Below are 24,911 nucleotides of genomic sequence, written 5' to 3'. Positions count from 1 at the left end.
GGCTCGCTGGTCAGAACTTGTAGGTTGCCGCCAGATAGGTCTGTGCACTGCTGGTCAGGCGCAAGGTGCCTTCCTTTGGCCCACCACTGGCGCCCACTTCGGTCTCTGCGTTGGTACGCAGATAACGGTACCCCAGCTCCATCGAAGCATTGTCGGTGATCTCCTGAATCACCCCGGCCTGCAGCCCTACTGCATAACCGTAGTCGGTATCACGGCTGGCCCCCGGCGAATCCTGGGTCAGCTTGGTCATGCCCAGGCTGCCGCCGCCGAACAGCTTGGTGGTGTCCCCCACCGGCAGGAGCAGGTCGTAGCTGCCGAGCAGGTTTTCCTGGCGCAGCTTGTAGCCGCTGTGGTCACCGGAAACGTTGTCGTAAGTCAGGTAGTAGCGGGCCTGATCATTGATCTTGCCCAGGCGCACGCCCCAGGTATCGTCCTTACCAATGATGCCATCGGCGTTCAGGTGGTCGGTATTGCTCTGCAGCAGGCCGGACTTGCGCACCTTGTCGCTGGTCTGACCATAAGTCAGGCTGGCGAAGTTCTCTTCCGCAGCCTGGGCATTGGTGATGCCAGCGGCACAGACAGCCATGGCGGCGAGCAGGGAGTTGAAGGTTTTCATGGCACGGTACTCCAGATAAAGGCAGTGTTGCGGTCTGGAAGCTAGAGTAAGCAGGGTGCCCTGAACCACGGCTGAACCCTGGCTGAACCGCGGCTGAACGATCTGTTGGCAAAACAAGGAGTAGTGAACATGCGTGCCCTGCTGGCCCTGACCCTGATGTGCAGCGCCGCCCTCGCCCAAGCGGCGGTGCAGACCCGCGAGATCCGTTACCAAGATGCTGACGGCACCGCGCTGATCGGCTATTACGCCTACGACGACGCCGTGAAGGGCGAGCGCCCGGGTGTGCTGGTGGTGCACGAATGGTGGGGGCTGAACGATTATGCAAAACGCCGGGCCCGCGACCTTGCCGGGCTGGGCTACAGCGCGCTGGCCATCGACATGTATGGCGAAGGCAAGCACACCGAGCACCCGCAGGACGCCCAGGCGTTCATGGCCGAGGCGATGAAGGACCCCAAAGCAGCTGCCAGGCGCTTCGACGCCGGGCTCGAGCTGCTGAAGAAACAACCCTACACCGACAAGCACAAGCTCGGCGCAGTGGGTTATTGCTTTGGCGGCAAGGTGGTACTGGATGCCGCGCGCCGGGGCGCGAGGCTGGATGGCGTGGTGAGTTTCCACGGCGCGCTGGCCACCCAGACACCGGTCACCGAGCCTGGCGTGGTGCGGGCCTACCTGCTGGTCGAACACGGTGCGGACGACAGCATGGTCACCCCGCAGCAGGTGGACGCCTTCAAGAAAGAGATGGATGCGGCCAAGGTCAACTACCAGTTCGTCAGCATTCCGGGCGCCAAGCATGGGTTCACCAACCCGGATGCGGATCGCCTGAGCCATGGCGATCACGGTGGGCCTGACATTGGCTACAACGAGGCGGCAGACAAGAGCTCCTGGGCAGACATGCAGGCGTTCTTCAAGCAGGTGTTCAAGTAAAAGATCGCCGGGGCTGCTTAGCAGGACTCATGGCTGGCACAATAGTCGCCATGAACACACTCCCCGCCTGCTGCGCCCCGCTCCAGCATCACTGGCCCCTGCCCCGCCCGCTGCCCGGCGCGGTGCTGGTCAGCTGCGCCTTCGACCCTGCCCTTCTGGCCGCCGATGACTTCCAGCGCGCTGGCATCGTGCCCAGCGCCAGCCTGCAACGCTCGGTGGCCAAGCGCCAGGCCGAGTACCTGGCCGGCCGTGTCTGCGCCCGCGCCGCACTGCAGCGCCTGGATGGCCGCGACTACATCCCCGGCACCCATGAGGACCGCTCGCCAATCTGGCCCGCAGGTATCCACGGCTCGATCACCCATGGCAAAGGCTGGGCCGCCGCCGTGGTCGCTGCCGATGGCGCCTGCCGCAGCCTGGGCCTGGACCAGGAAGCGCTGCTGGAGGATGAGCGCGCCGAGCGGCTGATGGGCGAGATCCTGACGCCTGCCGAACGCGAGCGCCTGGACCGTAGCCAGCTGGGCCTGACGGTCACCCTGACCTTCTCGCTCAAGGAAAGCCTGTTCAAGGCGCTCTACCCACTGACCCGGCAGCGCTTCTATTTCGAGCACGCCGAGGTGCTGGAATGGTCCGGCGATGGCCTGGCGCGCCTGCGCCTGCTCACCGACCTGTCACCCGAGTGGCGACACGGCGCCGAAGTGGAAGGCCAGTTCTGCCTGCAGGATGGCCACCTGCTCAGCCTGATCAGCGTCTGAGCCCTACTGCGGCGCCTGCTCACGCGGCCAGTTGAGGCTGAAGCAGGCCCCGCCCAGCGCCTCGCTGCGCCCAACCGTGGCGCGGCCGGCATGCCAGTAGATGATCCGCCGCACGATCGACAGGCCCAGGCCATGCCCGCCGGAAGCACGGGTGCGGCTGTCGTCGAGCCGGGTGAAGGGGGTGAAGATGCGATCCCAGACACCCTCGGGGATGCCCGGGCCATCGTCTTCCACATCGATGCGGCAACGCTGCTGGCCCAGCTGGTAGCTCAGGCGTACTTCACTGCCAGCATGGCGCAGGGCATTGCTCACCAGGTTCTGCAGCGCACGATGCAGGTAACGCGGCTCGGCCTCGACCCAGCAGCCGTCGCTGGTCTGGCACGCCCCACGCAACAAACGGACCTTGCTGTTGAGCGGCGCCAGCTCTTCGATCACCCGGTCGAACAAGGCATCCAGTTCGACACGCTGGAATTTCAGCGCCGGCGCGCCCTGTTCCAGGCGTGCGTAGGTCAGCATCTCGTCGACCAGCTTGTCGAGGTCCTGGATATCGCCATCCATGCCGGCCAGGTGCTTGGCGCGGGCCTGCTCGGTGGTTGCGCTTTCGATCATCTCCAGGCCAAAACGCAGGCGTGCCACCGGCGTGCGCAGTTCGTGGGACACCGCGCGCACCAGCTCACGCTGCATGTTCAGCGAACGCTGCAGGTGCTCGGCCATGCCATTGAACGCAGCGGCCAGGCGCCCAACCGAATCGGCGTCACCGGCCGGCACACGGGTGTCCAGGCTGCCTTGGGCGATGCGTGTGGCGGCGATTTCCATGCCCGACACGCGCCGTTCCAGCTGGCGCACCAGCAGGTACACCACCAGGCCGATCAGGCACAGGCCGAGGAAGGCTATGAGGATCAGCAACTGCGGCGGATAAGGGTTGAGCTGATACAGCGGGCCGATCTCCAGCACCAGTGGAGAACCCGGCAGGCCGGCGAACACGCGGATGGAATCGCCATCGCGGCCCAGCGCCATCACCGTGTCCCCCTCCTCTACCCGGCGCCGCTGATCATCGTCCAGGCCGACCCGCTCGATACGTTGCAAGGCGACGCCGAAGCCGAAGCCCTTGCTCCGGGTTATCTCTGCCAGGCGTTGCTGTTGCTCGGTCACCGGGTAGCGCACCAGCTCATCGGCCAGCAGATAGAGCGTGGCACGCGCCAGCTGCTCGCTGACCTGCTTGACCTGAGCCACCAGCAACAGGTCTTCCTGGCCGATCTTGCGCAGCACCTGGGCGGCGTGCGGCCCGGTCTTCTCCACCACCACCAGGCCACGGTACAGGCGGGCGCGCTGGCCGCCATCCAACGTGCGCGCCGACATCGGCTGCAGTTCGAGCGGCACACCCAGCAAACGCCCCCACATCAACAACGAGCGCTTGCGCTCGGTTTCGTTCTGCTGCGCCAGGTTATCGGCCATCAGGCTGAACGTGCCCTGGGCCAGTCGCTCGCGATGCTGCGCCGCGCGCACTTCGTTGACCAGGTGCAGGCTGAGCGCGCCGAGCAATGCCACCAGCACCAGTACGGCGAGCATGCCGCCGTAGATGCGCAGGAAGATCGAGCGGTTCATGGGGCATCGCCGACGAACAGGTAACCCTTGCTGCGCAGCGTCTTGATCAGTCGCGGGTGGATCGGGTCGTCGCCGATCTTGGGGCGAATCCGGGAAATGCGCACATCGATGGAGCGGTCCTGGCCGTCGTAGCCGACACCGCGCAAGGCGGTGAAGATCTGTTCGCGCGTCAGCACCCGCCCGGCATTGCTGGCCAGCAGCCAGAGCAGGTCGAATTCAGCGCCGGTGAGGTCGATCTGCTGCGCGTCGAGCCAGGCTTCGCGCAGGCGATTGTCGATGCGCAGCGGGCCGAAGGCCAGGTCGTGGCGCTTGGTCTCAGGGCTTTCGCTGCGCCGCAGCAGGGCCTGGATCCGCGCCAGCAGCAAGCGCGGCCGCACCGGCTTGCACACGTAGTCGTCGGCCCCCAGGTCCAGGCCCTGGACCTGATCGAGTTCGTCGCTACGGGCCGTCAGCATCAGAATCGGGCCGGTGTACTGGCCACGCACGCGGCGGCAGATGCTCAGGCCGTCTTCGCCAGGGAGCATCAGGTCGAGGATCACCAGGTCCGGCTGGCTGTCGACAATGCGGCGCGCGGCGCGGGCGCCATCGCCTTCCACGGCGACCTCGTAGCCGTTGGCCTGCAAGTATTCGGCAGTGAGCTCGGCCAGGCGCTGGTCGTCTTCGACGATGAGGATTCGGTTGCTGGGTTGGTCCATGGCCCCTGCCTTTGAATTGTTGTTTTTCTGTCGGTACCGGCCTTTAACCAAAAGGCAACATCAGCCCCGGATACTACGTGCCGCCCGCCGGCACTGCCAACCTGCCCGGCGGCAGCCTCGACTGAACCGTTTTTTGTGCTAGGGTTTGCGCCCGAAAAATTCTGCCTGGGGGCAGCGACCGAGAGAAAAATAGTGCACGCCACTTGGCACTAGGCCTACAGCGATTACCCACTATTCACTCACAAAGTACGCACAAGTTATCCACAGGCGGTCGCCTTGCAAAGACCCCTGTACCGCATTATCTTGTATCCCCAGCACAGCAAACCACTAGATGTTGGGTTTCAGTCACCAACGCCAAGCATGAGTCAGCAGAAAAATTCAAGCGATTTTTCTGGCAGAACTCGTCGTGGTTTCATCGATCCAACCGCTCCTAGCGGATACTGAACAGCCTGCTCTGGCTTACCCCAGGGCATTTGACTTCGGCCAGGGAGCGGCAAGGTTCTTGCCCCCATTTCCTGATCTGTCCCGAAGTCGGTACGCCCGAGCGGGTGGATGCGCGTGCATGACGCATCCTCGCCAAGGCCATCGAGCAAGTGGACGGAACGGTGGGCGCCCAGAAGGCGCCTGAACACTATAGAAACTGTGGAGACACCCACCCATGCAAACCGACACAACTCGCGAGAACCCGCAGGCCAAGGCGCCGCAGGCCGCCGATTCCAACCAGGATCTGGCCGCCACCGCTCCGGGCCAACTGCGCGTGATCAAGCGCAACGGCACTGTCGTCCCTTACACCGACGACAAGATCACCGTGGCCATCACCAAGGCGTTCCTCGCAGTTGAAGGCGGCACCGCCGCTGCCTCGTCGCGCATCCACGACACCGTCGCGCGCCTGACCGAGCAGGTCACTGCCACGTTCAAGCGTCGCATGCCATCGGGTGGCACCATCCATATCGAAGAAATCCAGGACCAGGTCGAACTGGCCCTGATGCGTGCCGGCGAGCAGAAGGTCGCCCGTGACTACGTGATCTACCGCGACCAGCGCGCCAAGGAGCGTGCCACCCGCGCCCACACCGACGCCGTGGTCGAGCCGCACCCAAGCATCCGCATCACCCTGGCCGACGGCAGCCTGGCGCCGCTGGACATGGCGCGCCTGAACACCATCATCAGCGAAGCCTGCGAAGGCCTGGCCGAAGTCGATGGCGACCTGATCCAGCGCGAAACCCTGAAGAACCTGTACGACGGCGTGGCCATCAAGGACGTCAACACCGCCCTGGTGATGACCGCCCGTACCCTGGTCGAGCGTGAGCCGAACTACTCGTTCGTCACCGCCCGCCTGCTGATGGACACCCTGCGCGCCGAAGGCCTGGGCTTCCTCAACGTCGCCGACAGCGCCACCCACCACGAGATGGCCGACCTGTACGCCAAGGCCCTGCCGGCCTACGTCGCCAAAGGTATCGAGTTCGAGCTGCTGAACCCGGCACTGGCCGACTTCGACCTGGAAAAACTGGGCAAGGCGATCAACCACGAGCGCGACCAGCAGTTCACCTACCTGGGCCTGCAGACCCTGTACGACCGCTACTTCATCCACAAGGATGGCGTGCGCTTCGAGCTGCCGCAGGTGTTCTTCATGCGTGTGGCCATGGGCCTGGCGCTGGAAGAGAAAGACAAAGAAGCCCGTGCGATCGAGTTCTACAACCTGCTCTCGTCGTTCGACTACATGGCTTCGACCCCGACCCTGTTCAACGCCGGTACCCTGCGTCCACAGCTGTCGAGCTGCTACCTGACCACCGTGCCGGACGACCTGTCGGGCATCTACCACGCGATCCACGACAACGCCATGCTGTCGAAATTCGCCGGTGGCCTGGGCAACGACTGGACCCCTGTGCGTGCACTGGGTTCCTACATCAAGGGCACCAACGGCAAATCCCAGGGCGTCGTGCCGTTCCTGAAAGTGGTCAACGACACCGCCGTCGCCGTGAACCAGGGTGGCAAGCGCAAAGGCGCCGTGTGTGCCTACCTGGAAACCTGGCACCTGGACATCGAAGAATTCATCGAGCTGCGCAAGAACACTGGTGATGACCGTCGTCGTACCCACGATATGAACACCGCCAACTGGATCCCTGACCTGTTCATGAAGCGCGTCTTCGATGACGGCAAGTGGACCCTGTTCTCGCCATCGGAAGTGCCGGATCTGCACGACCTGACCGGCAAGGCCTTCGAAGAGCGCTACGAGTACTACGAAGCCCTGACCGAGTACAACAAGATCAAGGTGTTCAAGACCATCCAGGCCAAAGACCTGTGGCGCAAGATGCTGTCGATGCTGTTCGAGACCGGCCACCCGTGGCTGACCTTCAAGGACCCGTGCAACCTGCGTTCGCCGCAGCAGCACGTGGGCGTGGTCCACAGCTCGAACCTGTGCACCGAGATCACCCTGAACACCAACAAGGACGAGATCGCGGTCTGCAACCTGGGCTCGATCAACCTGCCGAACCACATCGTCGACGGCAAGCTGGACACCGCCAAGCTGCAACGCACCGTGAACACCGCCGTGCGCATGCTCGACAACGTGATCGACATCAACTACTACTCGGTGCCGCAAGCGCGTAACTCGAACTTCAAGCACCGCCCGGTCGGCCTGGGCATCATGGGCTTCCAGGACGCGCTGTACCTGCAGCACATCCCGTACGGCTCCGACGCTGCCGTCGAGTTCGCCGACAAGTCGATGGAAGCGGTCAGCTACTACGCGATCCAGGCTTCCTGCGACCTGGCCGACGAGCGTGGCGCCTACGAGACCTTCCAGGGTTCGCTGTGGTCCAAGGGCATCCTGCCGCTGGATTCGCAACAGATCCTGATCGAAGCCCGTGGCCAGAAGTACATCGACGTCAACCTGGAAGAGTCGCTGGACTGGGCGCCGGTCCGTGCCCGCGTGCAGAAAGGCATTCGTAACTCGAACATCATGGCCATCGCGCCAACCGCGACCATCGCCAACATCACTGGCGTGTCGCAGTCGATCGAGCCGACCTACCAGAACCTGTACGTGAAATCGAACCTGTCGGGCGAATTCACCGTGATCAACCCGTACCTGGTGCGCGACCTGAAGGCCCGCGGCCTGTGGGACTCGGTGATGATCAACGACCTGAAGTACTACGACGGTTCGGTGCAGCAGATCGAGCGTATCCCGCAAGAGCTGAAAGACCTGTACGCCACTGCGTTCGAAGTCGAGACCAAGTGGATCGTCGACGCCGCCTCCCGTCGCCAGAAGTGGATCGATCAGGCTCAGTCGCTGAACCTGTACATCGCCGGCGCCTCGGGCAAGAAGCTGGACGTGACCTACCGCATGGCTTGGTACCGTGGTCTGAAGACCACCTACTACCTCCGTGCCCTGGCCGCGACCAGCACCGAGAAGTCGACCATCAACACCGGCAAGCTCAACGCCGTTTCCAGCGGCGGCGACAGCGCCCCGATCCAGGCAGCCGGCCCAGCGCCAGTGCCGAAGGCCTGCGCGATCGACGAGCCTGACTGCGAAGCCTGCCAGTAAGGCCTGATGCCGCGCGGGGTGCCCAATGGGTGCCCCTCGCGGCATTTTTGTATCCGCAAAATGGCTCGCTGAAACGCTGCCCTTGTAGGAGCGGCCTTGTGTCGCGAAAGGGCTGCGCAGCAGCCCCAGCAAACTCTGCTCAACCGCGAGATTGCCGGGGCCGCTAGGCGGCCCTTTCGCGACACAAGGCCGCTCCTACAAGGGTGACTCAAGCCCATCATCTTGTGCCGCAATAATAAATAGCCACAACATGTAGTGCTTCTCACTATTTGCCGCTAAACTCCTTCCCCGTAGAAGACGACACGAGATTCCTTGAACGGACGCGCACAGAACCGGTCGAAAATTTACCCTCGCCCGCAAGACATGCGCCCCGATCAAAAGCGAATTCCGGTATACTCCGCCCCCTCTGAAAAGGGCACCCATTCAAGTCCCTGGCCCCTCCCCGAGGCCTGGCCAGGCACGAACCAGATGTAACGAGAGTCAGCCTCTCGAGCTGTCCATTCGCCGTAACGGCCTTGCGTCAGGCATCACATTCTTAAAATCCAACCGGTTGCCCCAGGGCAGCCCTCAAGCAGGAGCCAATCACCATGCTGAGCTGGGACGAATTCGACAAGGAAGACGGCGAAGTAGCCGCCAAAGGCAACACCCCTGCGCAGGCCACTGCCGCCGCCACCCTCGACAAGCTCGACAGCGCCGGCGGTGCCGCCGCCCTGGAAGCCCGTGCCGCCACCGCCGCCGACTCCGACGCGGTGAAGCGCGCCAAGGCCGCCCTCGACGCCCTCGACATCGCCGAAGGCCTGGCCGAGCTGGAAGGCTCCTCGGCCCGCGTTGCCGTTGACGAAAAGCGCATGATCAACTGCCGCGCCGACCTCAACCAGCTGGTACCGTTCAAGTACGACTGGGCCTGGCAGAAGTACCTCGACGGCTGCGCCAACCACTGGATGCCGCAAGAGGTCAACATGACCGCCGACATCGCCCTGTGGAAGAGCATGGACGGCCTGACCGAAGACGAGCGCCGCATCGTCATGCGCAACCTCGGCTTCTTCTCCACCGCCGACTCCCTGGTTGCCAACAACCTGGCCCTGGCCGTGTACCGCCTGATCACCAACCCGGAGTGCCGCCAGTACATCCTGCGCCAGGCCTTCGAAGAGGCGATCCACACCCACGCCTACCAGTACTGCATCGAGTCGCTGGGCATGGATGAAGGCGAGATCTTCAACATGTACCACGAGATCCCGTCGGTCGCGAAGAAAGCCGCCTGGGGCCTGAAGTACACCCGCGCCATCTCCGACCCGGAATTCAACACCGGTACCGTCGAGACCGACAAAGAGCTGCTGCGCAACCTCATCGCCTACTACTGCGTCCTGGAAGGCATCTTCTTCTACTGCGGCTTCACCCAGATCCTGTCGATGGGCCGCCGCAACAAGATGACCGGCGTCGCCGAGCAGTTCCAGTACATCCTGCGTGACGAGTCGATGCACCTGAACTTCGGTATCGACGTGATCAACCAGATCAAGATCGAGAACCCGCACCTGTGGGATGCGGCAATGAAGGAAGAAGCGACCCAGATGATCCTGCAAGGGACCCAGCTGGAAATCGAATACGCCCGTGACACCATGCCACGCGGCGTACTGGGCATGAACGCAGCGATGATGGAGGACTACCTCAAGTTCATCGCCAACCGTCGCCTGACCCAGATTGGCCTGAAGGAAGAGTACCCAGGGACTACCAACCCGTTCCCGTGGATGAGCGAGATCATGGACTTGAAGAAAGAGAAGAACTTCTTCGAGACGCGTGTGATCGAGTATCAGACTGGCGGTGCGTTGAGCTGGGACTGATTGTCCGGGCTGAGTATCGAGAAGGCTGCCGAATGGCAGCCTTTTTTGTTGCCGCGCATTTGGCACCAGCGCCTGAAGACACCAGGGCTGTATTGAAAAAGCCCCCAGGCCTGTATCTGTTGCCGCCCCCCGCCGCCCTTCACCATCGCTGACTCCCCCGGCTGGCTGAAGGAACCCGCATCATGGCTGCTCTACTGTTGCAGATGACCCCCATAGGGCTGGTAATCACCCTGATCCTGCTGCTGCGCCGCCCGCCGGTGCAGGCGGCGCTGGCCGGGGTTGCCGGGGTGTTGCTGCTGTGGGGGCTGGGCGCCGCGCAGCCGTTATCGACAGCCGTGTCGGCGAGCATCCTGCAAGACACCCTGATCCTGTTCTTCAGCACCGCCTGCGTCATCATCCCTGGCCTGGCATTCGTCATCCTGGTCGAGCGTGCGGGCGCGCCGCAGGCGATCGGGGCCTGGGTGCGCGAGCTTGGCTGGACACCGCCGGCACAGGTGATCTTCATCCTGCTGGGGCTGGCACCGCTGCTGGAGGCGATGACCGGCTTCGGGGTCTCGCTGATCGCCACCGTACCGCTGCTGATGGGCCTGTTTTCACGGCAGATCGGCATGAAGATGGCGTTGGCGGGCATGGTGATCATGCCATGGGGCACATTGGGGCTGGCCACGGTGATCGGGGCACTGCTGGCGCACGTGCCTGCAGCGGAACTGGGCAACCATTCGGCACTGGTCAGTGCGCCGGTATTCCTCTGCCTGGCAGCCGTGGCCCTGGGGCTGGCCGGCGTTCGCAGCGCACGGGCCTGGGTAGGGCTGACGGTGATTGCAATGCTGTTCAGTGCGGTGTTGTATGCAAGCAACCGCTGGGTCGGGCCAGAGGTGTCGGGGGTGCTGGCCGGCCTGACGGTGGCCTGCGTGGGGCTGGGCATTTCGTATGCGCGTCGCGGGGGGCTGGCGCGCTGGCCACAGGCGGCTTGGCCATACTTGGCACTGCTCGGGGTGATCATCACATCGCGCGGGCTGTTCCTGGTCACGGGCTGGGATGGGTTGTGGGTGGTCCAGGGTGCGTCGGTGTCCTGGAAGCCGCTGGCATCGCCGGGACTTGCGCTACTGTTGGTGACCGTGATGATGGTCGCTCGGCAGCGGTCGGCATTCACTTGGAATGTTCTGTTCACCCGGGCACGCTTTCCAGTGGCGACCATCTTCCTGTTCCTGCTGCTCTCCCAAGTGATGGTCAAGGCAGGTTTCCTGATCGAGGCACAGCGTGCCCTGCAGGCGCTGTCGGGCGTATGGCAGGTCTCCACGGTCTCACTCCTGGCGGGGCTGGCTGGGTATGTCACCGGGTCGAACGTTGGCGGCAACACACTGGTGATGCCGTCCATCGCAGCCTTGGCCAGCGCTCACGGGCCATGGCTGGCGGCCATGGTCAACAGTGCCGCCGGGCACGGGGCCCTGGGGTCGTTGTCGATCCTCTCGCTGATCACCGGGCTGGCGGGCGCCAGCCGTGAAGAGGAACACGGGCTGATTCGCTTCGCCTTCGCCCTGGTGCTGCTGAATATCGTGGTGGTTGCTGCATCCGGTGGGCTTTTGCTCTACCTTTCGGGAGCCTTCACCTGACCCGACGCGAGCCCCCATGGAACGGAACCCCAGGCCCGACAAACGCTGGCACACCCTCAAGGACTGGCTATTGCGCCAGATCGAAAGCGGCGACTGGCCGGCCGGTACGCAACTACCCTCGGTGCGTGAACTGGCACGCATGTTCGGCAGCAGTATCGCCACCGTGCAACGCGCACTGGCGGAGCTGGAGAGCAATGCCTACGTGCAGGCCACGCCCAGGGTCGGCTACTTTGTCGCCAAGGGCGCCACGGGGGCTCGGCAGTTCGATCTCGCCAGTGTCAGCGTCAACGTCAATCACGCCGTGGTTGCCATGCTCGCTCAAGCGGCCACACACACCAGCCTGTCGTTGAGCTCTGCCGTTCTGCACGACGAGCTGACGCCCGAGGTGCTATTGAACAAATGCCTGGCGACGCTGGCCAGCAAGCCCGATGCATCGCTGGCGGGCCTGATCGCCCCGCCCGGCCTCGCTTCACTGCGCAGGCGTATTGCCGGCCTGATGCTGACCCGCGGCGTGGCGTGCGGCCCGGACGATATCCTGGTGACCTCGGGCGACACCGTGGCCCTGGAACTGGCCCTGGCGGCTGTCGCCGACAGCGGGGCAATCGTGGCCATCGAGACTCCCACCTACTACGGCATTCTGCAAACCATCGAGCGCCTGGGGATGCGTGCCCTGCCCATCCGCACCCATGCCGACAGCGGCATGGACCTCGATCACCTGGAACACGCGCTGGCGCAGAAGAAGGTCGATGTGATCTTCCTCAACCCGACGCTACAGAACCCGCGCGTCTTCATCATGCCCAACGCGGCGCGGGCGCGGCTTTCGCAACTGGCTCAGGCGGCGCAGGTGCCGATCATCGAAGACGACCTGTTTTTCGACCTGGTACCCGAACACCTGCGCCCGCAGGCCATCAAGCACTATGACAAGACAGGGCAGACCCTCTACTGCTCATCGTTCTCCAAGACTGTTGCACCTGGTTATCGGCTTGGCTGGTGCGTGGCGGGGCGCTATCGGGATGCAATACTGGCCCAGATGTTTTCACGCAATCTCGCGGTGTCGAGCCTGGCGCAACGGGTACTGGACGCGTTCATCGGGCGCGGCTACATGGAAACCCACTGCGCGAAGCTCAGGGAACGTCTGGCCGCGCAGACAGCGACGATGGCAGCTCGGGTTCTCTCGCAGTTTCCTGCAGGGACGCGCTACATCCCACCGCAGGGCGGCTTCATCCACTGGCTCGAGTTGCCCGCCGGGACAGACATGGCTGCGTTGCAGCGGCTTGCCGGCGAACGTGGGTGCCATGTTGCCGGGAGCGGGATGTTCCATGCCGATGGGCAGTGCGGCAACGGGCTGCGACTGTGCCTTGGGCGGGTGATCACGCCCGAAGTGATACAGGGGCTGGAGGTACTGGCGCAGACCGCTCGGCAGCTGGCCGTGAAACAAGGTTGCTAGGGCGAGGCAACGGCCTCGAAACCTGAAAGATGGCTGGGGGCGCGCCGCGCCCCCTTTCGCGGCGCAAGGCCGCTCCCACAGTGGATCGTGCCAGGGCTTCAGGCGGTGACCCGGGCCGGCTCTGCTTCGAGCAGGTTGTGCAGGGTATTGAGGAACAGGTCGAAGCTCATGATGCCGTTTGCGGCAGTGGACAGCACGGTCTTGCCGCTCTCGTCCCTGATCACCACCAGTTCGGTCCAGGCGCTGAGGTCTATGCTGCGCAGGCTGGCCATGGGCACCTTGCTGCCTTCGACCTCAAGGGCATCGCGGGTGACCAGGATAGGTTGGGTGGTGACGTTGAGGAAGTTGCCGCTGACGCGCTTGCTCCATACCTGGCCCGTGCCGATGTAATTGAACTGCACGGCACCGCCCTGCTCCAGCGTAGCCATGGCCTGCGGCAGCCGTTCGTTCAGGTGCAGCTCACGCACCAGGTCGATGAAACCGTACAAGTCCTTGAGATGGGCATTGACGCGGCGGAATGCTTCACTGTCGTTGCGACGGTACGCCAGGTTGTTGATCAGGCCGGCGACTGCCGTCTGGCCCGAGGCGAACAGGTACAGGTCGTTCATCTCGCTGAAAGGCACGTAGTCGCGCTCGCTGCCAATGATCTGGCAGATACCTTTCTCGTACACCTCATAGCGTGCGACGCGAAGCTTCTTCTGCCACAGGGCCAAGGCGAACATCACCCCGCCAAGCACCACCAGTAAGGCGAAGGTGCCGTAGAAAAGGTTCTTGGGGCCGTTGAAATTCTGAATACTGGCAACACTCAGGTAGCCGATGAAAGCGGCCAGGCCGAGGAAAATACTGCCCAGAATGAACATGCAGAAGATCAGTGCCTTGCCGTAGCCATAGCTGCCGAGCAGCTTGCCGCTGGACGTGGCTGGGGTGGGTTGCATGGTAGAGCCTCCTTGCTTGTGGAATTAAACGTCATGTCTCTGCTGGCCATGAGACATGCCTTGTTGCAATTTGTTCAGCAGTTATCGGAATCCGGCCCCAGTCGAATACCGCAAAGATGCTGCGACTGACGCTGTCGCAACCCCATCAATGTGCTCGCCGTCATAGTATGACTTTAAATTCATCCAAGTCCTTGAACTAGAGCCTTCGCCGGTGATTCTTCACTTGACGGCGTGAATTTATTGAGTCCGCTAGCGTTGACAGTTGATTTTCAGCTTGATAAAAAACGCCGCAGTTGTACGACAACACATAACAAAAACAACAGCAGCGGACCCATCCCATGTCGAAAATCTGCCAGACAACCCTCCCCTTTGCGCTGGTTGGCGCCAGCCTGCTCGGCGGCATGCCGGGCACCAGCCTCGCCCAGGGCTTCGTCGAAGACAGCAAGGCCGTGCTGGGCCTGCGCAACTTCTACATCAACCGCAACTTCACCAACCCCAGCAACCCTCAGAGCAAGGCCGAAGAGTGGACCCAGAGCTTCATTCTCGATGCCCGCTCCGGCTTCACCGAGGGGCCAGTGGGGTTCGGCGCGGACGTGCTGGGGCTGTGGTCGCTGAAGCTCGATGGCGGTGGCGGCACTTATGGCACGGCGCTGCTGCCGCGCCATGACGATGGCAAGCCTGCAGATGACTACGGCCGACTGGCGGTGGCAGGCAAGGCGCGTATCTCCAAGACCGAGCTGAAGATCGGCGAATGGATGCCGGTGCTGCCTATCCTGCGCTCGGACGATGGCCGCTCGCTGCCGCAGACCTTTCGCGGCGGCCAGGTGACCTCCAACGAAATTGCCGGGCTGACCCTGTATGGCGGCCAGTTCCGCGGCAACAGCCCGCGCAACGACGCGAGCATGGAAGACATGAGTTACGGCGGCGGCGTGTCGGACCGCTTCAATTTTGTTGGCGGCGAGTACAAGTTCAACCAGGACCGCACCCTGGTCGGGCTGTGGAACGCGGTGCTCAAGGATGTCTACGAGCAGCAGTACCTGCAGCTGAGCCACAGCCAGCCGCTGGGCGCCTGGACCCTCGGCGCCAACCTGGGCTACTTCCACGGTGGCGAGGACGGCTCGGAACGCGCCGGCAAGCTGGACAACAAGACCTACTCGGGCATGTTCTCGGCCAAGTACGGCGGCAACACCTTCTGGGTCGGGCTGCAGAAAGTCGATGGCGATACCTGGATGCGGGTCAACGGCACCAGCGGCGGAACCCTGGCCAACGACAGCTACAACTCCAGTTTCGACAATGCCGAAGAGCGCTCGTGGCAGGTGCGCCATGACTTCAACTTCGTGACGCTCGGGGTGCCGGGGCTGACCTTGATGAACCGCTATATCAGTGGCCGCGATGTGCACACCGGGGCGGTGACCGATGGCAAGGAGTGGGTGCGCGAGTCGGAACTGGCCTATGTGATCCAGAGCGGGCCGTTCAAGGACCTGAGCGTGAAGTGGCGCAACTCGACCATTCGCCGCGACTACAGCAACAACGAGTTCGATGAGAACCGGTTGATCGTCAACTATCCCCTGTCGTTGCTGTGATCGCATGGCACGGGCTTCGCCCGTGTTCGCGGCTAAAGCCGCTCCCACAGGTACAGCGATGTCCTGAGGCACGGCGCGATCCCTGTGGGAGCGGCTTTAGCCGCGAAGAGGCCCGAGAGAGTCACACAAGCAGCATTGACAACCCCGGAAATCGCTGCCGATAATCAGCACAGTCATACGACAACTTACAACAATCACAAGTAGAGCCGCCATGACCACCACCCCCTTCAAGCGCCTGCTGCTCACCGGAGCCGCAGGCGGCCTGGGCAAGGTGCTTCGCCAACGCCTCAATGGCTGCGCCGAAGTCCTGCGCCTTTCCGACATCGCGCCGATGGCCCCCGCCGCCGGCCCCCATGAAGAAGTGATCCCCTGTGACCTGGCCGACAAGGCTGCGGTCCATGCCCTGGTCGAAGGCGTCGACGCCATCGTCCACTTCGGTGGCGTGTCCACCGAGCATGCTTTCGAAGACATCCTCGGCCCCAACATCTGCGGTGTGTTCCACATCTACGAAGCCGCACGCAAGCACGGGGTCAGGCGCATCATCTTCGCCAGCTCCAACCACGTGATCGGCTTCTACCGCCAGGACCAGCCAATCGACGCCCATGCCCTGCGCCGGCCCGACAGCTACTACGGCTTGTCCAAGTGCTATGGCGAGGATGTCGCCAGCTTCTACTTCGACCGCTACGGCATCGAGACCGTCAGCATCCGCATCGGCTCGTCGTTCGACGAACCACAGAACCCACGCATGCTCAGCACCTGGCTGAGCTACGACGACCTCACCCAGCTGATCGAGCGCGGCCTGTTCACCGCCGATGTCGGCCACACCGTGGTCTATGGCGCCTCCGACAACCGTACCGTGTGGTGGGACAACCGCCATGCCGCGCACCTGGGCTACCAGCCCAAGGACACCTCGGAAGTGTTCCGCGCCGCAGTAGAGGCCAAACCCGCGCCTGCTGCCGACGACCCAAGCATGGTCTACCAGGGTGGCGCCTTCGTCGCTGCCGGCCCATTCAGCTGACACCGCCCTGCCAGGAGGCTCCAGCATGCACTGCGAACTGATCGTCGACGCCCGCAACGGCACCGGTGAAAGCCCGGTGTGGCACCCCAGCGAACAGGCCCTGTACTGGGTCGACATCCCGGCCCGCCAGCTGCACCGCTGGCAGGACGGCGCCCATCAGGTCTGGCAGGGCGACGAGATGCTCGCCTGCATCGCCCGCACCGAGCAGGGTTGGGTCGCCGGCATGGAAAGCGGCATCTTCCAGCTGCAGCCCCAGCCCGACGGCAGCCTCGACAGCCGCCTGTTCGCCGCAGTCGAACACCCGCAACACGGCATGCGCTTCAACGATGGCCGCTGCGACCGCCAGGGCCGTTTCTGGGCCGGCAGCATGTCCATGGACATGCAGCAAGGCGCCCACGTCGGCGCGCTGTACCGGGTCGACGGCGAAGGCCAGCTGCACCAGCAGCTCAAGGACATGATCGTGCCCAACGGCCTGGCCTTCAGCCCGGACGGCACGCGCATGTACCTGTCCGATTCGCACCCCAACGTGCAGAAGATCTGGACTTTCGATTACGACATCGACAGTGGCACGCCGCACAACCAGCGGCTGTTCGTCGACATGCGCGCCTTCCCCGGCCGCCCCGACGGCGCCGCCATCGACACAGACGGCTGCTACTGGATCTGCGGCAACGACGCCGGGCAGATCCACCGTTTCACCCCAGATGGTCGCCTCGACCGTTCGCTCAGCGTGCCGGTGAAGAAACCGGCGATGTGCGCCTTCGGCGGCGCCAACCTCGACACCTTGTTCGTCACCTCGATCCGCCCTGCAGGCAGCGATCTCAGCGACCAGCCCCTGGCTGGTGGCGTGTTCGCCCTGCGCCCCGGCGTCCAAGGCCTGGAGGAACCTGCCTGGCACGGCTGAACGCGACCTGCACAACCCTGCAGCACCCAACACTCACGCGCGAAACCAGATAATAAAAAACACGGAGTTTCACCATGACCTTCAAACGCAAGCTGCTTCTTGCCGTACTCCCGTTCGCTTTCAGCCTGTCGTTGCCGGCCTCGGCACTCGACATCAAGTTCGCCGAGATCCACCCGGCCGGTTATCCGACCGTGGTCGCCGAACAGAACATGGGCAAGAAGCTCGAACAGGCCAGCAATGGCGAAATCACCTTCAAGATGTTCGCCGGCGGCGTGCTCGGCTCGGAGAAGGAAGTGATCGAGCAGGCGCAGATCGGTGCCGTGCAGATGACCCGCGTCAGCCTCGGCATCGTCGGCCCGGTAGTACCGGACGTGAACGTGTTCAACATGCCGTTCGTGTTCCGTGACCATGAACACATGCGCAAGGTCATCGACGGCGACATCGGCCAGGAGATCCTCGACAAGATCACCAACTCCGAATTCAACCTGGTGGCGCTGGCGTGGATGGACGGCGGCTCGCGCAGCCTCTACACCAAGAAACCGGTGCGCAGCCTTGAAGACCTCAAAGGCATGAAGATTCGTGTACAGGGCAACCCGCTGTTCATCGACATGATGAACGCCATGGGCGGCAACGGCATCGCCATGGACACCGGCGAGATCTTCAGCGCTTTGCAGACCGGGGTGATCGACGGCGCCGAGAACAACCCGCCGACCCTGCTCGAACACAACCACTACCAGAGCGCCAAGTACTTCACCCTGACCAACCACCTGATCCTGCCGGAGCCGGTGGTGATGTCCAAGACCACCTGGAACAAGCTCACGTCCGAGCAGCAGGCGCTGGTGAAGAAACTCGCCCGCGAAGCGCAGATGGAAGAACGCGCGCTGTGGGACGCCAAGTCCGCCGCCAGCGAAGAGAAGCTCAAGGCCGCCGGCGTCGAGTTCATCAGCGTCGACACCAAGCCGTTCTACGACGCCACCGCCCCGGTGCGCGAGAAGTACGGTGCGCAGTACGCCGACCTGATGAAGCGTATCGACGCGGTCCAGTAATCCCGGCCCTCCTCCCAAGATGACCTCGGCAGTGCGACGCCCGTCGCCCTGCCGCTTTGGTGATGCCTATGAAAATGCTTTTCCTGAGCGTCAACGACACCCTTTACCGCGCCTGCATCTGGGTCGCCGGGCTGTCGATCCTGACCATGTCGCTGATCATTCCCTGGGGCATCTTTGCCCGCTACGTGCTCGGCACCGGCTCCAGCTGGCCGGAGCCAGTGTCGATCCTGCTGATGGTGCTGTTCACCTTCATCGGCGCGGCCGCCAGCTACCGCGCTGGCGCGCACATGGCCGTGGCGATGGTCACCGACCGCCTGCCGGAACCGCTGCGCCGGCTGGTGGCGGTGTTCACCCAGCTGTTGATGGTCGGCGTCTGTGTGTTCATGACCTGGTACGGCTTCAAGCTGTGCGTCACCACCTGGAACCAGTACATGGCCTCGCTGCCCAGTGTGCGGGTGGGCATGAGCTACGCGCCGATCCCGGTTGGTGGTGTGCTGACGCTGATCTTCGTGCTGGAAAAACTCCTGCTGGGCGACCAGAGCCAGCGCAAGGTGGTGCGGTTCGACCTGGTGGACGAAAACGAGGGGGCGGCGTAAATGGATGCGTTCATTCTGTTGGGCAGTTTCATTGCGCTGATCCTGCTGGGCATGCCGGTGGCCTATGCCCTGGGCCTGTCGGCGCTGATCGGTGCGTGGTACATCGACATCCCGCTGCAGGCGATGATGATCCAGGTGGCCAGTGGGGTTAACAAGTTCTCGCTACTGGCCATTCCGTTCTTCGTACTGGCCGGCGCGATCATGGCCGAGGGCGGCATGTCGCGGCGCCTGGTGGCGTTCGCCGGGGTGCTGGTGGGCTTCGTGCGTGGCGGGCTGTCGCTGGTGAACATCACCGCGTCGACCTTCTTCGGCGCCATCTCCGGCTCGTCGGTGGCCGACACCGCGTCGGTGGGCTCGGTGCTGATCCCGGAAATGGAACGCAAGGGCTACCCGCGCGAGTTCTCCACCGCCGTGACCGTCAGCGGCTCGGTGCAGGCGCTGCTGACCCCGCCCAGCCACAACTCGGTGCTGTACTCGCTGGCGGCTGGCGGCACGGTGTCGATCGCTTCGCTGTTCATGGCCGGGGTGATGCCCGGGCTGCTGCTGAGCGCGGTGATGATGGGCCTGTGCCTGATCTTCGCCAAGAAGCGCAACTACCCCAAGGGCGAGGTGATCCCGCTGCGCGAGGCGCTGAAGATTGCCGGTGAAGCGCTGTGGGGCCTGATGGCCATGGTGATCATCCTCGGCGGCATTCTGTCGGGCGTGTTCACCGCGACCGAGTCAGCTGCCGTGGCCGTGGTGTGGTCGTTCTTCGTGACCATGTTCATCTACCGCGACTACAAGTGGCGCGACCTGCCCAAGCTGATGCACCGCACGGTGCGGACCATCTCGATCGTGATGATCCTGATCGCCTTCGCCGCCAGCTTCGGCTACGTGATGACCCTGATGCAGATCCCGTCGAAGATCACCACGGCGTTCCTGACCCTGTCGGACAACCGCTACGTGATCCTGATGTGCATCAATTTCATGCTCCTGCTGCTGGGCACGGTGATGGACATGGCGCCGCTGATCCTGATCCTCACGCCGATCCTGTTGCCGGTGATTACCGGTATCGGCGTGGACCCGGTGCACTTCGGCATGATCATGCTGGTCAACCTGGGGATCGGGCTGATTACTCCGCCGGTAGGAGCGGTGCTGTTCGTCGGGTCGGCGATTGGCAAGGTCAGCATCGAGGCCACGGTGAAGGCGCTGCTGCCGTTCTACGTGGCGCTGTTCCTGGTGCTGATGGCGGTGACCTATATTCCGGCCATCTCGCTGTGGCTGCCGAGCGTCGTCCTGTAATCGCAATGGGGGCCGCTTTGCGTGCCCGCGAATGGGCTGCAAAGCAGCCCCTGGATTTCCCATGCAAACGGATCCTGCACATGGCTGTCTCCTCTTCTGCTGCAACCCTCTTCCCGCGCAAACTGGCCATCGCCCTCCTGGCCCTGCTGGCCTGCTCGTTCGCCGGCAACCACATCGCCGCACGCATCGCCTTCGACGACGACACCGGCGTGCTGCTGGCCATTCTCTGCCGCTCGGGCATCACCTTCCTGGTGCTGGCCAGCCTGGTGCTGTGGCAGCGCCAGCCGCTGGGCCTGCCTTCCGGCACACGGCGCTGGCAGCTGCTGCTGGGCCTGCTGATCGCGACCCAGAGCCTGTGCCTGTATTCGGCAGTGGCACGCATTCCGGTGGCCCTGGCGCTACTGGTGGGCAACACCTTCCCCATGCTCCTGGCGCTGCTGACCTGGGCACTGGGCGGTACCCGCCCGAGCGGGCGCACGCTGTTGTTCATGGGGCTGATCCTGTGTGGCCTTGTGCTGGCGCTGGATGTACCGGCACGCCTGGCCAACGGTGGCGACGCCAACCCGCACTGGGCCTTGGGTGTGGGCCTGGCGTTCTGCGCCGCTTGTGTGTTCGCCTGTGCCCTGTGGATCACCGACCACAAGCTGGCCGCCGTACGCGGCCCGGTGCGCAGCCTGCTGACCTTGCTGATCGTGTTCACCAGCATGCTGGTCGCCGGCATCAGCGGCGTGATGCCGGCCGGCTTGTCGTTGCCGGGCAGCGCCAGCGGCTGGATGGCGCTGGCCAGCCTGGTGGTGTTGTATGGCGTGGCCTTCACTTTGCTGTTCGTCTGCGTGCCCAAGCTGAACATGGCGCAGAACGCACCGGTAATGAACGTCGAACCTATTGCCACGCTGCTGCTGGGCTGGGCGTTGCTCGGCCAGCAACTCAGTGGCATGCAATTGCTTGGCGGTGCCGTGGTGGTGTGCGGCATCGTCCTGTTGACTTACCGGAGGCCTTGATGAGCGTCCCCCTGCTGCACCTGCAAGACCGCCTTACCCGCCTGAGCATCGCCCCCGAGCTGGGTGCCAGCTTGGTCAACTGGCAGGCCAGCGCCACCGGCCAGGCGCTGCTGCGCCCTGCCGACGAAGCCGCCCTGGCCAGCGGCAGCCCGCGGCGCCTGGGCTGCTACCCGCTGGCGCCGTGGTCCAACCGCATCGCCGAGGGCGGCTTCCAGCGCCCTGATGGCTGGCTGGCCCTGGCACCGAACACCGGGCATGACCCCTACCCGATCCACGGCAGTGGCTGGCAGCAACCCTGGCAGGTGGAGCAGCACAGCGAGCACCACGCACGCCTGAGCCTCGACAGCACAATGCCGTTCGCCTACCGGGCAACGCTTGATGTGCACCTGCACGAGGGCTGCCTGAGCCTCGACCTGCAGGTGACGCATCTGGATTCGGCGGCTACCTGGTATGGCCTGGGGCTGCATCCCTACTTTCCGCGCCATGCCGATACAAGGCTACAGGCTGAGGCGCGCAGCGTGTGGTTGGCGGAGAATGGCGCGCTGCCGTCACGGCAAGCAGAGATACCTGATCACTGGAGTTTCACCACCTCACGGACACTGCCGACAACGGTGGTCGACCATGCCTTCAGCGAATGGCCCGGCAACTGTGTGATCGAGCAACCGAGCGCGGGGTATCGGCTGGTGTGCAGCGCCAGCGGGGCTGAGCACTTTCTGTTGTTCTGCCCGCATGGGCAGCCGTTCTTCTGTTTCGAGCCGGTGAGCCACCCGATCAATGCGCATCATCTGCCGGGACGACCGGGGCTGAGACTGTTGCAGAGAGGCGAAGCAACCAGCCTGGGACTCAGGATGCAGTATCAGGCGTTGTGACTGCGCTGCCTGAGACAGGGGCTGCTATGCAGCCCCAGGATTTCATGCCTTACGCCAATGCCTCAGTCGACGCTGCCAATGGCCGTTGCGAAGCAGCCCCATTCACCTCGCGTGCGACCTTCCACACCAGCACCGCCGCCACGATATCGAACGCCGCCAGCACTACGAACAGCGGACTGTAGCCAATCTGCGTGACCAGGATGCCAAACACCAGGGTAAACAGCGCCGCCCCCAGGTAACCACACATCCCGCCCATGCCGGTCGCAGTCGCCACCTGGTCCTTGCTGAAGGAATCCGAGGTAATCGAGTACAGCGCACCCGACAAGGTCTGGTGGGCAAAGCCGCCAATGCACAGCAGCAGGATCGCCGTGTACGGGCTTTCCACCAGGCCGATGCAGGCCGGGCCGATCATGCAGCTGGCGCCGAACACCAGCACCATCTTGCGCGAGGTGAACAGCGACACCTTGAAGTAACGATGGAACATCGGGCTCAAGTACCCCCCGAGCACACAGCCGATATCGGCAGCAAGGAACGGCAACCAGGCGAACATCGCCACTTCCTTGATGTTCATGTGCCGCTCGGTCATCAGGTACAGCGGAATCCAGGCGTTGAAGGTCTGCCAGGCAGGCTCGGAGAGGATGCGTGCCGAGGCGATGGCGTAGAAGTTGCGGGTCTTGAAAATGCGCTTCCAGGCCCCCTTCTCACGCTGCTCGGCTTTGAAGTGGGCTTCCTGGCCGGACAGGATGTAGTCACGCTCATCGTCGCTCAGGCGCTTCTGATCGCGCGGATGCTTGTACAGCAGCATCCACAGCAAGGTCCAAAGCACTCCGGACACACCGACGATGACGAACGCCAGCTGCCAGCCACTGTGCAGGATCGCCCAGACCACCAGCGGTGGCGCCAGCAGTGCACCCAGCGATGAACCGATGTTGAACCAGCCGATGGCGACCGAGCGTTCCTTGGCCGGGAACCATTCAGTGGTGGCCTTGACCCCGGCCGGCAAGCCGGCGGCCTCGGTCATGCCCAGCAACCCACGCAGGAACGCCATACTCTGCCAACCGCTGGCCAGGGCGGCCCCCGCACAGGCCAGCGACCAGGCCAGGGCGAACACGGCAAAGCCCAGTTTGGTACCGATGAAATCGATGAGCCAGCCGGCGATCGGCTGCATGAGCGCATAGCACATCTGCCAGGTCGCGACGATCTTGGCGTATTGCTCGGTGGTGATGGAGAGGTCGGTCATCAGCGTGGGGGCTGCCACCGAGAGGGTGTTGCGGGCGAGGTAGTTGACGACGAGCCCGGCCGTGACAAGGCTGACCATCCACCAGCGGATGCCTTTGATCTTCATTGTTCACCTGAATCTTGTTTTTAGAGTGACGGGTGATCTGCCCCATGCGCCGGCAGGGCGAAATGAGACAAATTGTTTCAGGCGAAGATTGCCACGTCATAGGTCGTCGTACAACAACAATTATTCCTGATCGCCCAAAAGGGAAACCTCGCATTTATCCTCAGGGGAATCCAGCCACGTTGTACGACCTCAATGATCAATCCAGCTGCCGAGTCCGCAGGTCCTGCGCCAGCATGTCGATGAACGCACGCACCTTGGCCGAGCCGTACTTGCTCTCGCGGTGCAAGACATGGATCGGCCATGGCGCCTCTTCATACTCGGCGAGAATGACCTGCAACTGGCCGCTGGCCAGTTCATCGACCACCTGATACGACAGCAGCCGGGCGATGCCCAACCCGCCCACTGCCGCAGCGATAGCACCATCGTTGCTGGTGACCGTCAGCCGCGGCTTCATGCGCACCAGGGTCGGTTCGTCGGCCAGGCCGAAGCGCCAGCCGGCGCGCGGCGAGAGGTTGGTGGTGGCGATCACTGCATGGTCCGGCAAGTCCGACGGATGCTGCGGCTCGCCCATGCGTGCGAGGTAGTCGGGTGATGCGCACAGCATCCGCCGCACCCGGCCTACGCGCAGTGCCTTGAGGCCGGAGTCAGGCAGCGGCCCGATGCGCACGGCCACATCCATGCCCTCCTCGACCATGTTCACCACGCGGTCGAGGAAGTACGCCGACACATCGACCTCGGGGTATTGCTGCAGGTAACGCACGATGCAAGGCATGACGAACTTCTTGCCGAACAGGATCGGCGCGGTGATCGCCAGCTCACCTTTGGGCGTGGCGTTGATACCGGCCGCGGCTTCGTTGGCTTCATGGATGCTGGCGAGGATATGCCGGGTGTCTTCCAGGTAGCGGCTGCCCGCCTCGGTCAGGCGCACGCTGCGGGTGGTGCGCAGCAGCAGCTTGACGCCGATCTGTTCTTCGAGGGCGCTGACGGCACGGGTGACGGCGGCGGGTGAGATGTCCAGGCGACGGGCAGCAGCGGCGAAGCTTTCCAGCTCGCCGACAGCGACGAATACCTTCATCAGGTGGATCTGGTCCATGCGGGTTCCTGGGCATCTGGGGTGCGGGGATTATCGGCTATTTGCGTTGCCTGTGCGGGCCTCTTCGCGGCTAAAGCCGCTCCCACAGGGACCGCACAGTTTTCAAAACCTGTGATATCCCAGTGGGAGCGGCTTTAGCCGCGAAGAGGCCCGCACAGGCAACGCAAATAGCCGATAATCCCCGCACCCCAGATGCCCAGGAACCCGCATGGACC

The 24,911-nt window shown here is 63.6% G+C and carries 20 protein-coding genes; 14 read left to right on the top strand and 6 right to left on the bottom strand.

The genetic code is table 11. The features are described 5' to 3' along the window. Nucleotides 1–10: 10 nt before the first annotated feature. Nucleotides 11–616: an outer membrane beta-barrel protein gene (locus J7573_RS15230; protein ID WP_294336627.1), complete on the bottom strand. Its 606-nt coding sequence runs from the start codon at nt 614–616 to the stop codon at nt 11–13. Nucleotides 617–745: 129 nt separating this feature from the next. Here J7573_RS15230 and J7573_RS15225 point away from each other — a divergent pair, with 129 nt between their 5' ends. Together J7573_RS15225 and J7573_RS15220 are read left to right on the top strand one after the other, a co-directional pair. Next, complete coding sequence (locus J7573_RS15225) at nt 746–1,540, top strand: dienelactone hydrolase family protein (protein WP_294336625.1); 795 nt, start codon at nt 746–748, stop codon at nt 1,538–1,540. Between the two features lie 50 nt (nt 1,541–1,590). After that, complete coding sequence (locus J7573_RS15220; protein ID WP_294336622.1) at nt 1,591–2,292, top strand: 4'-phosphopantetheinyl transferase superfamily protein; 702 nt, start codon at nt 1,591–1,593, stop codon at nt 2,290–2,292. A gap of 3 nt (nt 2,293–2,295) precedes the next feature. On the opposite strand, the gene J7573_RS15215 is transcribed toward J7573_RS15220, so the two are convergent. Together J7573_RS15215 and J7573_RS15210 are read right to left on the bottom strand one after the other, a co-directional pair. Continuing rightward, nucleotides 2,296–3,897, bottom strand: coding sequence for an ATP-binding protein (locus J7573_RS15215; RefSeq protein ID WP_294336620.1), 1,602 nt, complete (start codon nt 3,895–3,897; stop codon nt 2,296–2,298). Continuing rightward, nucleotides 3,894–4,592: a response regulator transcription factor gene (locus tag J7573_RS15210; protein ID WP_294336618.1), complete on the bottom strand. Its 699-nt coding sequence runs from the start codon at nt 4,590–4,592 to the stop codon at nt 3,894–3,896. Before J7573_RS15210 ends, J7573_RS15215 begins: the two co-directional genes overlap by 4 nt. 658 nt (nt 4,593–5,250) lie before the next feature. Between J7573_RS15210 and J7573_RS15205 the strand changes: the two genes are divergently transcribed. The 4 genes from J7573_RS15205 (at nt 5,251) to J7573_RS15190 (ending at nt 13,028) form a co-directional block, all read left to right on the top strand. Then, nucleotides 5,251–8,130, top strand: a complete 2,880-nt coding sequence (locus tag J7573_RS15205) for a ribonucleoside-diphosphate reductase subunit alpha (protein WP_103449482.1) — start codon at nt 5,251–5,253, stop codon at nt 8,128–8,130. 587 nt (nt 8,131–8,717) lie between these two features. Continuing rightward, complete coding sequence (locus J7573_RS15200) at nt 8,718–9,968, top strand: ribonucleotide-diphosphate reductase subunit beta (RefSeq protein ID WP_027918055.1); 1,251 nt, start codon at nt 8,718–8,720, stop codon at nt 9,966–9,968. A gap of 182 nt (nt 9,969–10,150) precedes the next feature. After that, nucleotides 10,151–11,581: an L-lactate permease gene (locus J7573_RS15195; RefSeq protein ID WP_294336608.1), complete on the top strand. Its 1,431-nt coding sequence runs from the start codon at nt 10,151–10,153 to the stop codon at nt 11,579–11,581. 16 nt (nt 11,582–11,597) lie between these two features. Next, complete coding sequence (locus J7573_RS15190; protein WP_294336606.1) at nt 11,598–13,028, top strand: PLP-dependent aminotransferase family protein; 1,431 nt, start codon at nt 11,598–11,600, stop codon at nt 13,026–13,028. Nucleotides 13,029–13,126: 98 nt separating this feature from the next. Here the strand turns inward: J7573_RS15190 and J7573_RS15185 are convergent, their stop codons facing one another. After that, a complete protein-coding gene (locus J7573_RS15185) occupies nt 13,127–13,963 on the bottom strand; it encodes a hypothetical protein (protein WP_294336603.1) in 837 nt (278 codons plus the stop codon). Between the two features lie 338 nt (nt 13,964–14,301). Between J7573_RS15185 and J7573_RS15180 the strand changes: the two genes are divergently transcribed. The 8 genes from J7573_RS15180 (at nt 14,302) to J7573_RS15145 (ending at nt 22,258) form a co-directional block, all read left to right on the top strand. After that, nucleotides 14,302–15,546 carry an OprD family porin gene (locus tag J7573_RS15180; protein ID WP_294336601.1) on the top strand — a complete coding sequence of 415 codons (1,245 nt, stop codon included), beginning with the start codon at nt 14,302–14,304 and terminating at the stop codon, nt 15,544–15,546. A 211-nt stretch (nt 15,547–15,757) separates the two neighbouring features. Beyond that, nucleotides 15,758–16,564 (top strand): NAD(P)-dependent oxidoreductase, encoded by an 807-nt coding sequence (locus tag J7573_RS15175; protein WP_294336600.1) that lies wholly within the window; start codon nt 15,758–15,760, stop codon nt 16,562–16,564. Between the two features lie 25 nt (nt 16,565–16,589). Next, entirely contained in the window at nt 16,590–17,465 is an 876-nt protein-coding gene (locus tag J7573_RS15170) for an SMP-30/gluconolactonase/LRE family protein (RefSeq protein WP_294336597.1), read from the top strand. Between the two features lie 74 nt (nt 17,466–17,539). After that, nucleotides 17,540–18,511: a TRAP transporter substrate-binding protein gene (locus J7573_RS15165; RefSeq protein ID WP_294336595.1), complete on the top strand. Its 972-nt coding sequence runs from the start codon at nt 17,540–17,542 to the stop codon at nt 18,509–18,511. A gap of 68 nt (nt 18,512–18,579) precedes the next feature. After that, the gene (locus tag J7573_RS15160) at nt 18,580–19,107 is read left to right on the top strand and encodes a TRAP transporter small permease (protein WP_294336594.1); all 528 of its coding nucleotides are present in this window, start codon (nt 18,580–18,582) and stop codon (nt 19,105–19,107) included. Next, on the top strand, nt 19,108–20,388 hold the full coding sequence (locus J7573_RS15155; RefSeq protein ID WP_294336592.1) for a TRAP transporter large permease: 1,281 nt from the start codon (nt 19,108–19,110) through the stop codon (nt 20,386–20,388). It abuts the gene before it with no gap. A gap of 80 nt (nt 20,389–20,468) precedes the next feature. Next, nucleotides 20,469–21,389: a DMT family transporter gene (locus tag J7573_RS15150; RefSeq protein ID WP_294336590.1), complete on the top strand. Its 921-nt coding sequence runs from the start codon at nt 20,469–20,471 to the stop codon at nt 21,387–21,389. Beyond that, nucleotides 21,389–22,258, top strand: coding sequence for an aldose 1-epimerase (locus J7573_RS15145; RefSeq protein WP_294336588.1), 870 nt, complete (start codon nt 21,389–21,391; stop codon nt 22,256–22,258). The genes J7573_RS15150 and J7573_RS15145 overlap by 1 nt, the downstream gene beginning before the upstream one ends. A 49-nt stretch (nt 22,259–22,307) precedes the next feature. Here the strand turns inward: J7573_RS15145 and J7573_RS15140 are convergent, their stop codons facing one another. Together J7573_RS15140 and J7573_RS15135 are read right to left on the bottom strand one after the other, a co-directional pair. Then, nucleotides 22,308–23,603 (bottom strand): MFS transporter, encoded by a 1,296-nt coding sequence (locus J7573_RS15140; protein ID WP_294336586.1) that lies wholly within the window; start codon nt 23,601–23,603, stop codon nt 22,308–22,310. Between the two features lie 196 nt (nt 23,604–23,799). After that, nucleotides 23,800–24,696: a LysR family transcriptional regulator gene (locus J7573_RS15135; RefSeq protein ID WP_294336585.1), complete on the bottom strand. Its 897-nt coding sequence runs from the start codon at nt 24,694–24,696 to the stop codon at nt 23,800–23,802. Nucleotides 24,697–24,911: the final 215 nt, after the last annotated feature.

It is taken from the genome of Pseudomonas sp., from assembly GCF_017744435.1.
Taxonomy (GTDB): domain Bacteria; phylum Pseudomonadota; class Gammaproteobacteria; order Pseudomonadales; family Pseudomonadaceae; genus Aquipseudomonas.
The sequence above is the reverse complement of the archived record's forward strand: the minus strand, read 5'-3'. Positions and strand labels throughout refer to the sequence as shown.

What these genes read in the sequence shown, in the direction of transcription:
- J7573_RS15230 (WP_294336627.1), bottom strand. Translation starts at nt 616, where the DNA reads ATGAAAACCTTCAACTCCCTGCTCGCCGCCATGGCTGTCTGTGCCGCT.
- J7573_RS15225 (WP_294336625.1), top strand. Translation starts at nt 746, where the DNA reads ATGCGTGCCCTGCTGGCCCTGACCCTGATGTGCAGCGCCGCCCTCGCC.
- J7573_RS15220 (WP_294336622.1), top strand. Translation starts at nt 1,591, where the DNA reads ATGAACACACTCCCCGCCTGCTGCGCCCCGCTCCAGCATCACTGGCCC.
- J7573_RS15215 (WP_294336620.1), bottom strand. Translation starts at nt 3,897, where the DNA reads ATGAACCGCTCGATCTTCCTGCGCATCTACGGCGGCATGCTCGCCGTA.
- J7573_RS15210 (WP_294336618.1), bottom strand. Translation starts at nt 4,592, where the DNA reads ATGGACCAACCCAGCAACCGAATCCTCATCGTCGAAGACGACCAGCGC.
- J7573_RS15205 (WP_103449482.1), top strand. Translation starts at nt 5,251, where the DNA reads ATGCAAACCGACACAACTCGCGAGAACCCGCAGGCCAAGGCGCCGCAG.
- J7573_RS15200 (WP_027918055.1), top strand. Translation starts at nt 8,718, where the DNA reads ATGCTGAGCTGGGACGAATTCGACAAGGAAGACGGCGAAGTAGCCGCC.
- J7573_RS15195 (WP_294336608.1), top strand. Translation starts at nt 10,151, where the DNA reads ATGGCTGCTCTACTGTTGCAGATGACCCCCATAGGGCTGGTAATCACC.
- J7573_RS15190 (WP_294336606.1), top strand. Translation starts at nt 11,598, where the DNA reads ATGGAACGGAACCCCAGGCCCGACAAACGCTGGCACACCCTCAAGGAC.
- J7573_RS15185 (WP_294336603.1), bottom strand. Translation starts at nt 13,963, where the DNA reads ATGCAACCCACCCCAGCCACGTCCAGCGGCAAGCTGCTCGGCAGCTAT.
- J7573_RS15180 (WP_294336601.1), top strand. Translation starts at nt 14,302, where the DNA reads ATGTCGAAAATCTGCCAGACAACCCTCCCCTTTGCGCTGGTTGGCGCC.
- J7573_RS15175 (WP_294336600.1), top strand. Translation starts at nt 15,758, where the DNA reads ATGACCACCACCCCCTTCAAGCGCCTGCTGCTCACCGGAGCCGCAGGC.
- J7573_RS15170 (WP_294336597.1), top strand. Translation starts at nt 16,590, where the DNA reads ATGCACTGCGAACTGATCGTCGACGCCCGCAACGGCACCGGTGAAAGC.
- J7573_RS15165 (WP_294336595.1), top strand. Translation starts at nt 17,540, where the DNA reads ATGACCTTCAAACGCAAGCTGCTTCTTGCCGTACTCCCGTTCGCTTTC.
- J7573_RS15160 (WP_294336594.1), top strand. Translation starts at nt 18,580, where the DNA reads ATGAAAATGCTTTTCCTGAGCGTCAACGACACCCTTTACCGCGCCTGC.
- J7573_RS15155 (WP_294336592.1), top strand. Translation starts at nt 19,108, where the DNA reads ATGGATGCGTTCATTCTGTTGGGCAGTTTCATTGCGCTGATCCTGCTG.
- J7573_RS15150 (WP_294336590.1), top strand. Translation starts at nt 20,469, where the DNA reads ATGGCTGTCTCCTCTTCTGCTGCAACCCTCTTCCCGCGCAAACTGGCC.
- J7573_RS15145 (WP_294336588.1), top strand. Translation starts at nt 21,389, where the DNA reads ATGAGCGTCCCCCTGCTGCACCTGCAAGACCGCCTTACCCGCCTGAGC.
- J7573_RS15140 (WP_294336586.1), bottom strand. Translation starts at nt 23,603, where the DNA reads ATGAAGATCAAAGGCATCCGCTGGTGGATGGTCAGCCTTGTCACGGCC.
- J7573_RS15135 (WP_294336585.1), bottom strand. Translation starts at nt 24,696, where the DNA reads ATGGACCAGATCCACCTGATGAAGGTATTCGTCGCTGTCGGCGAGCTG.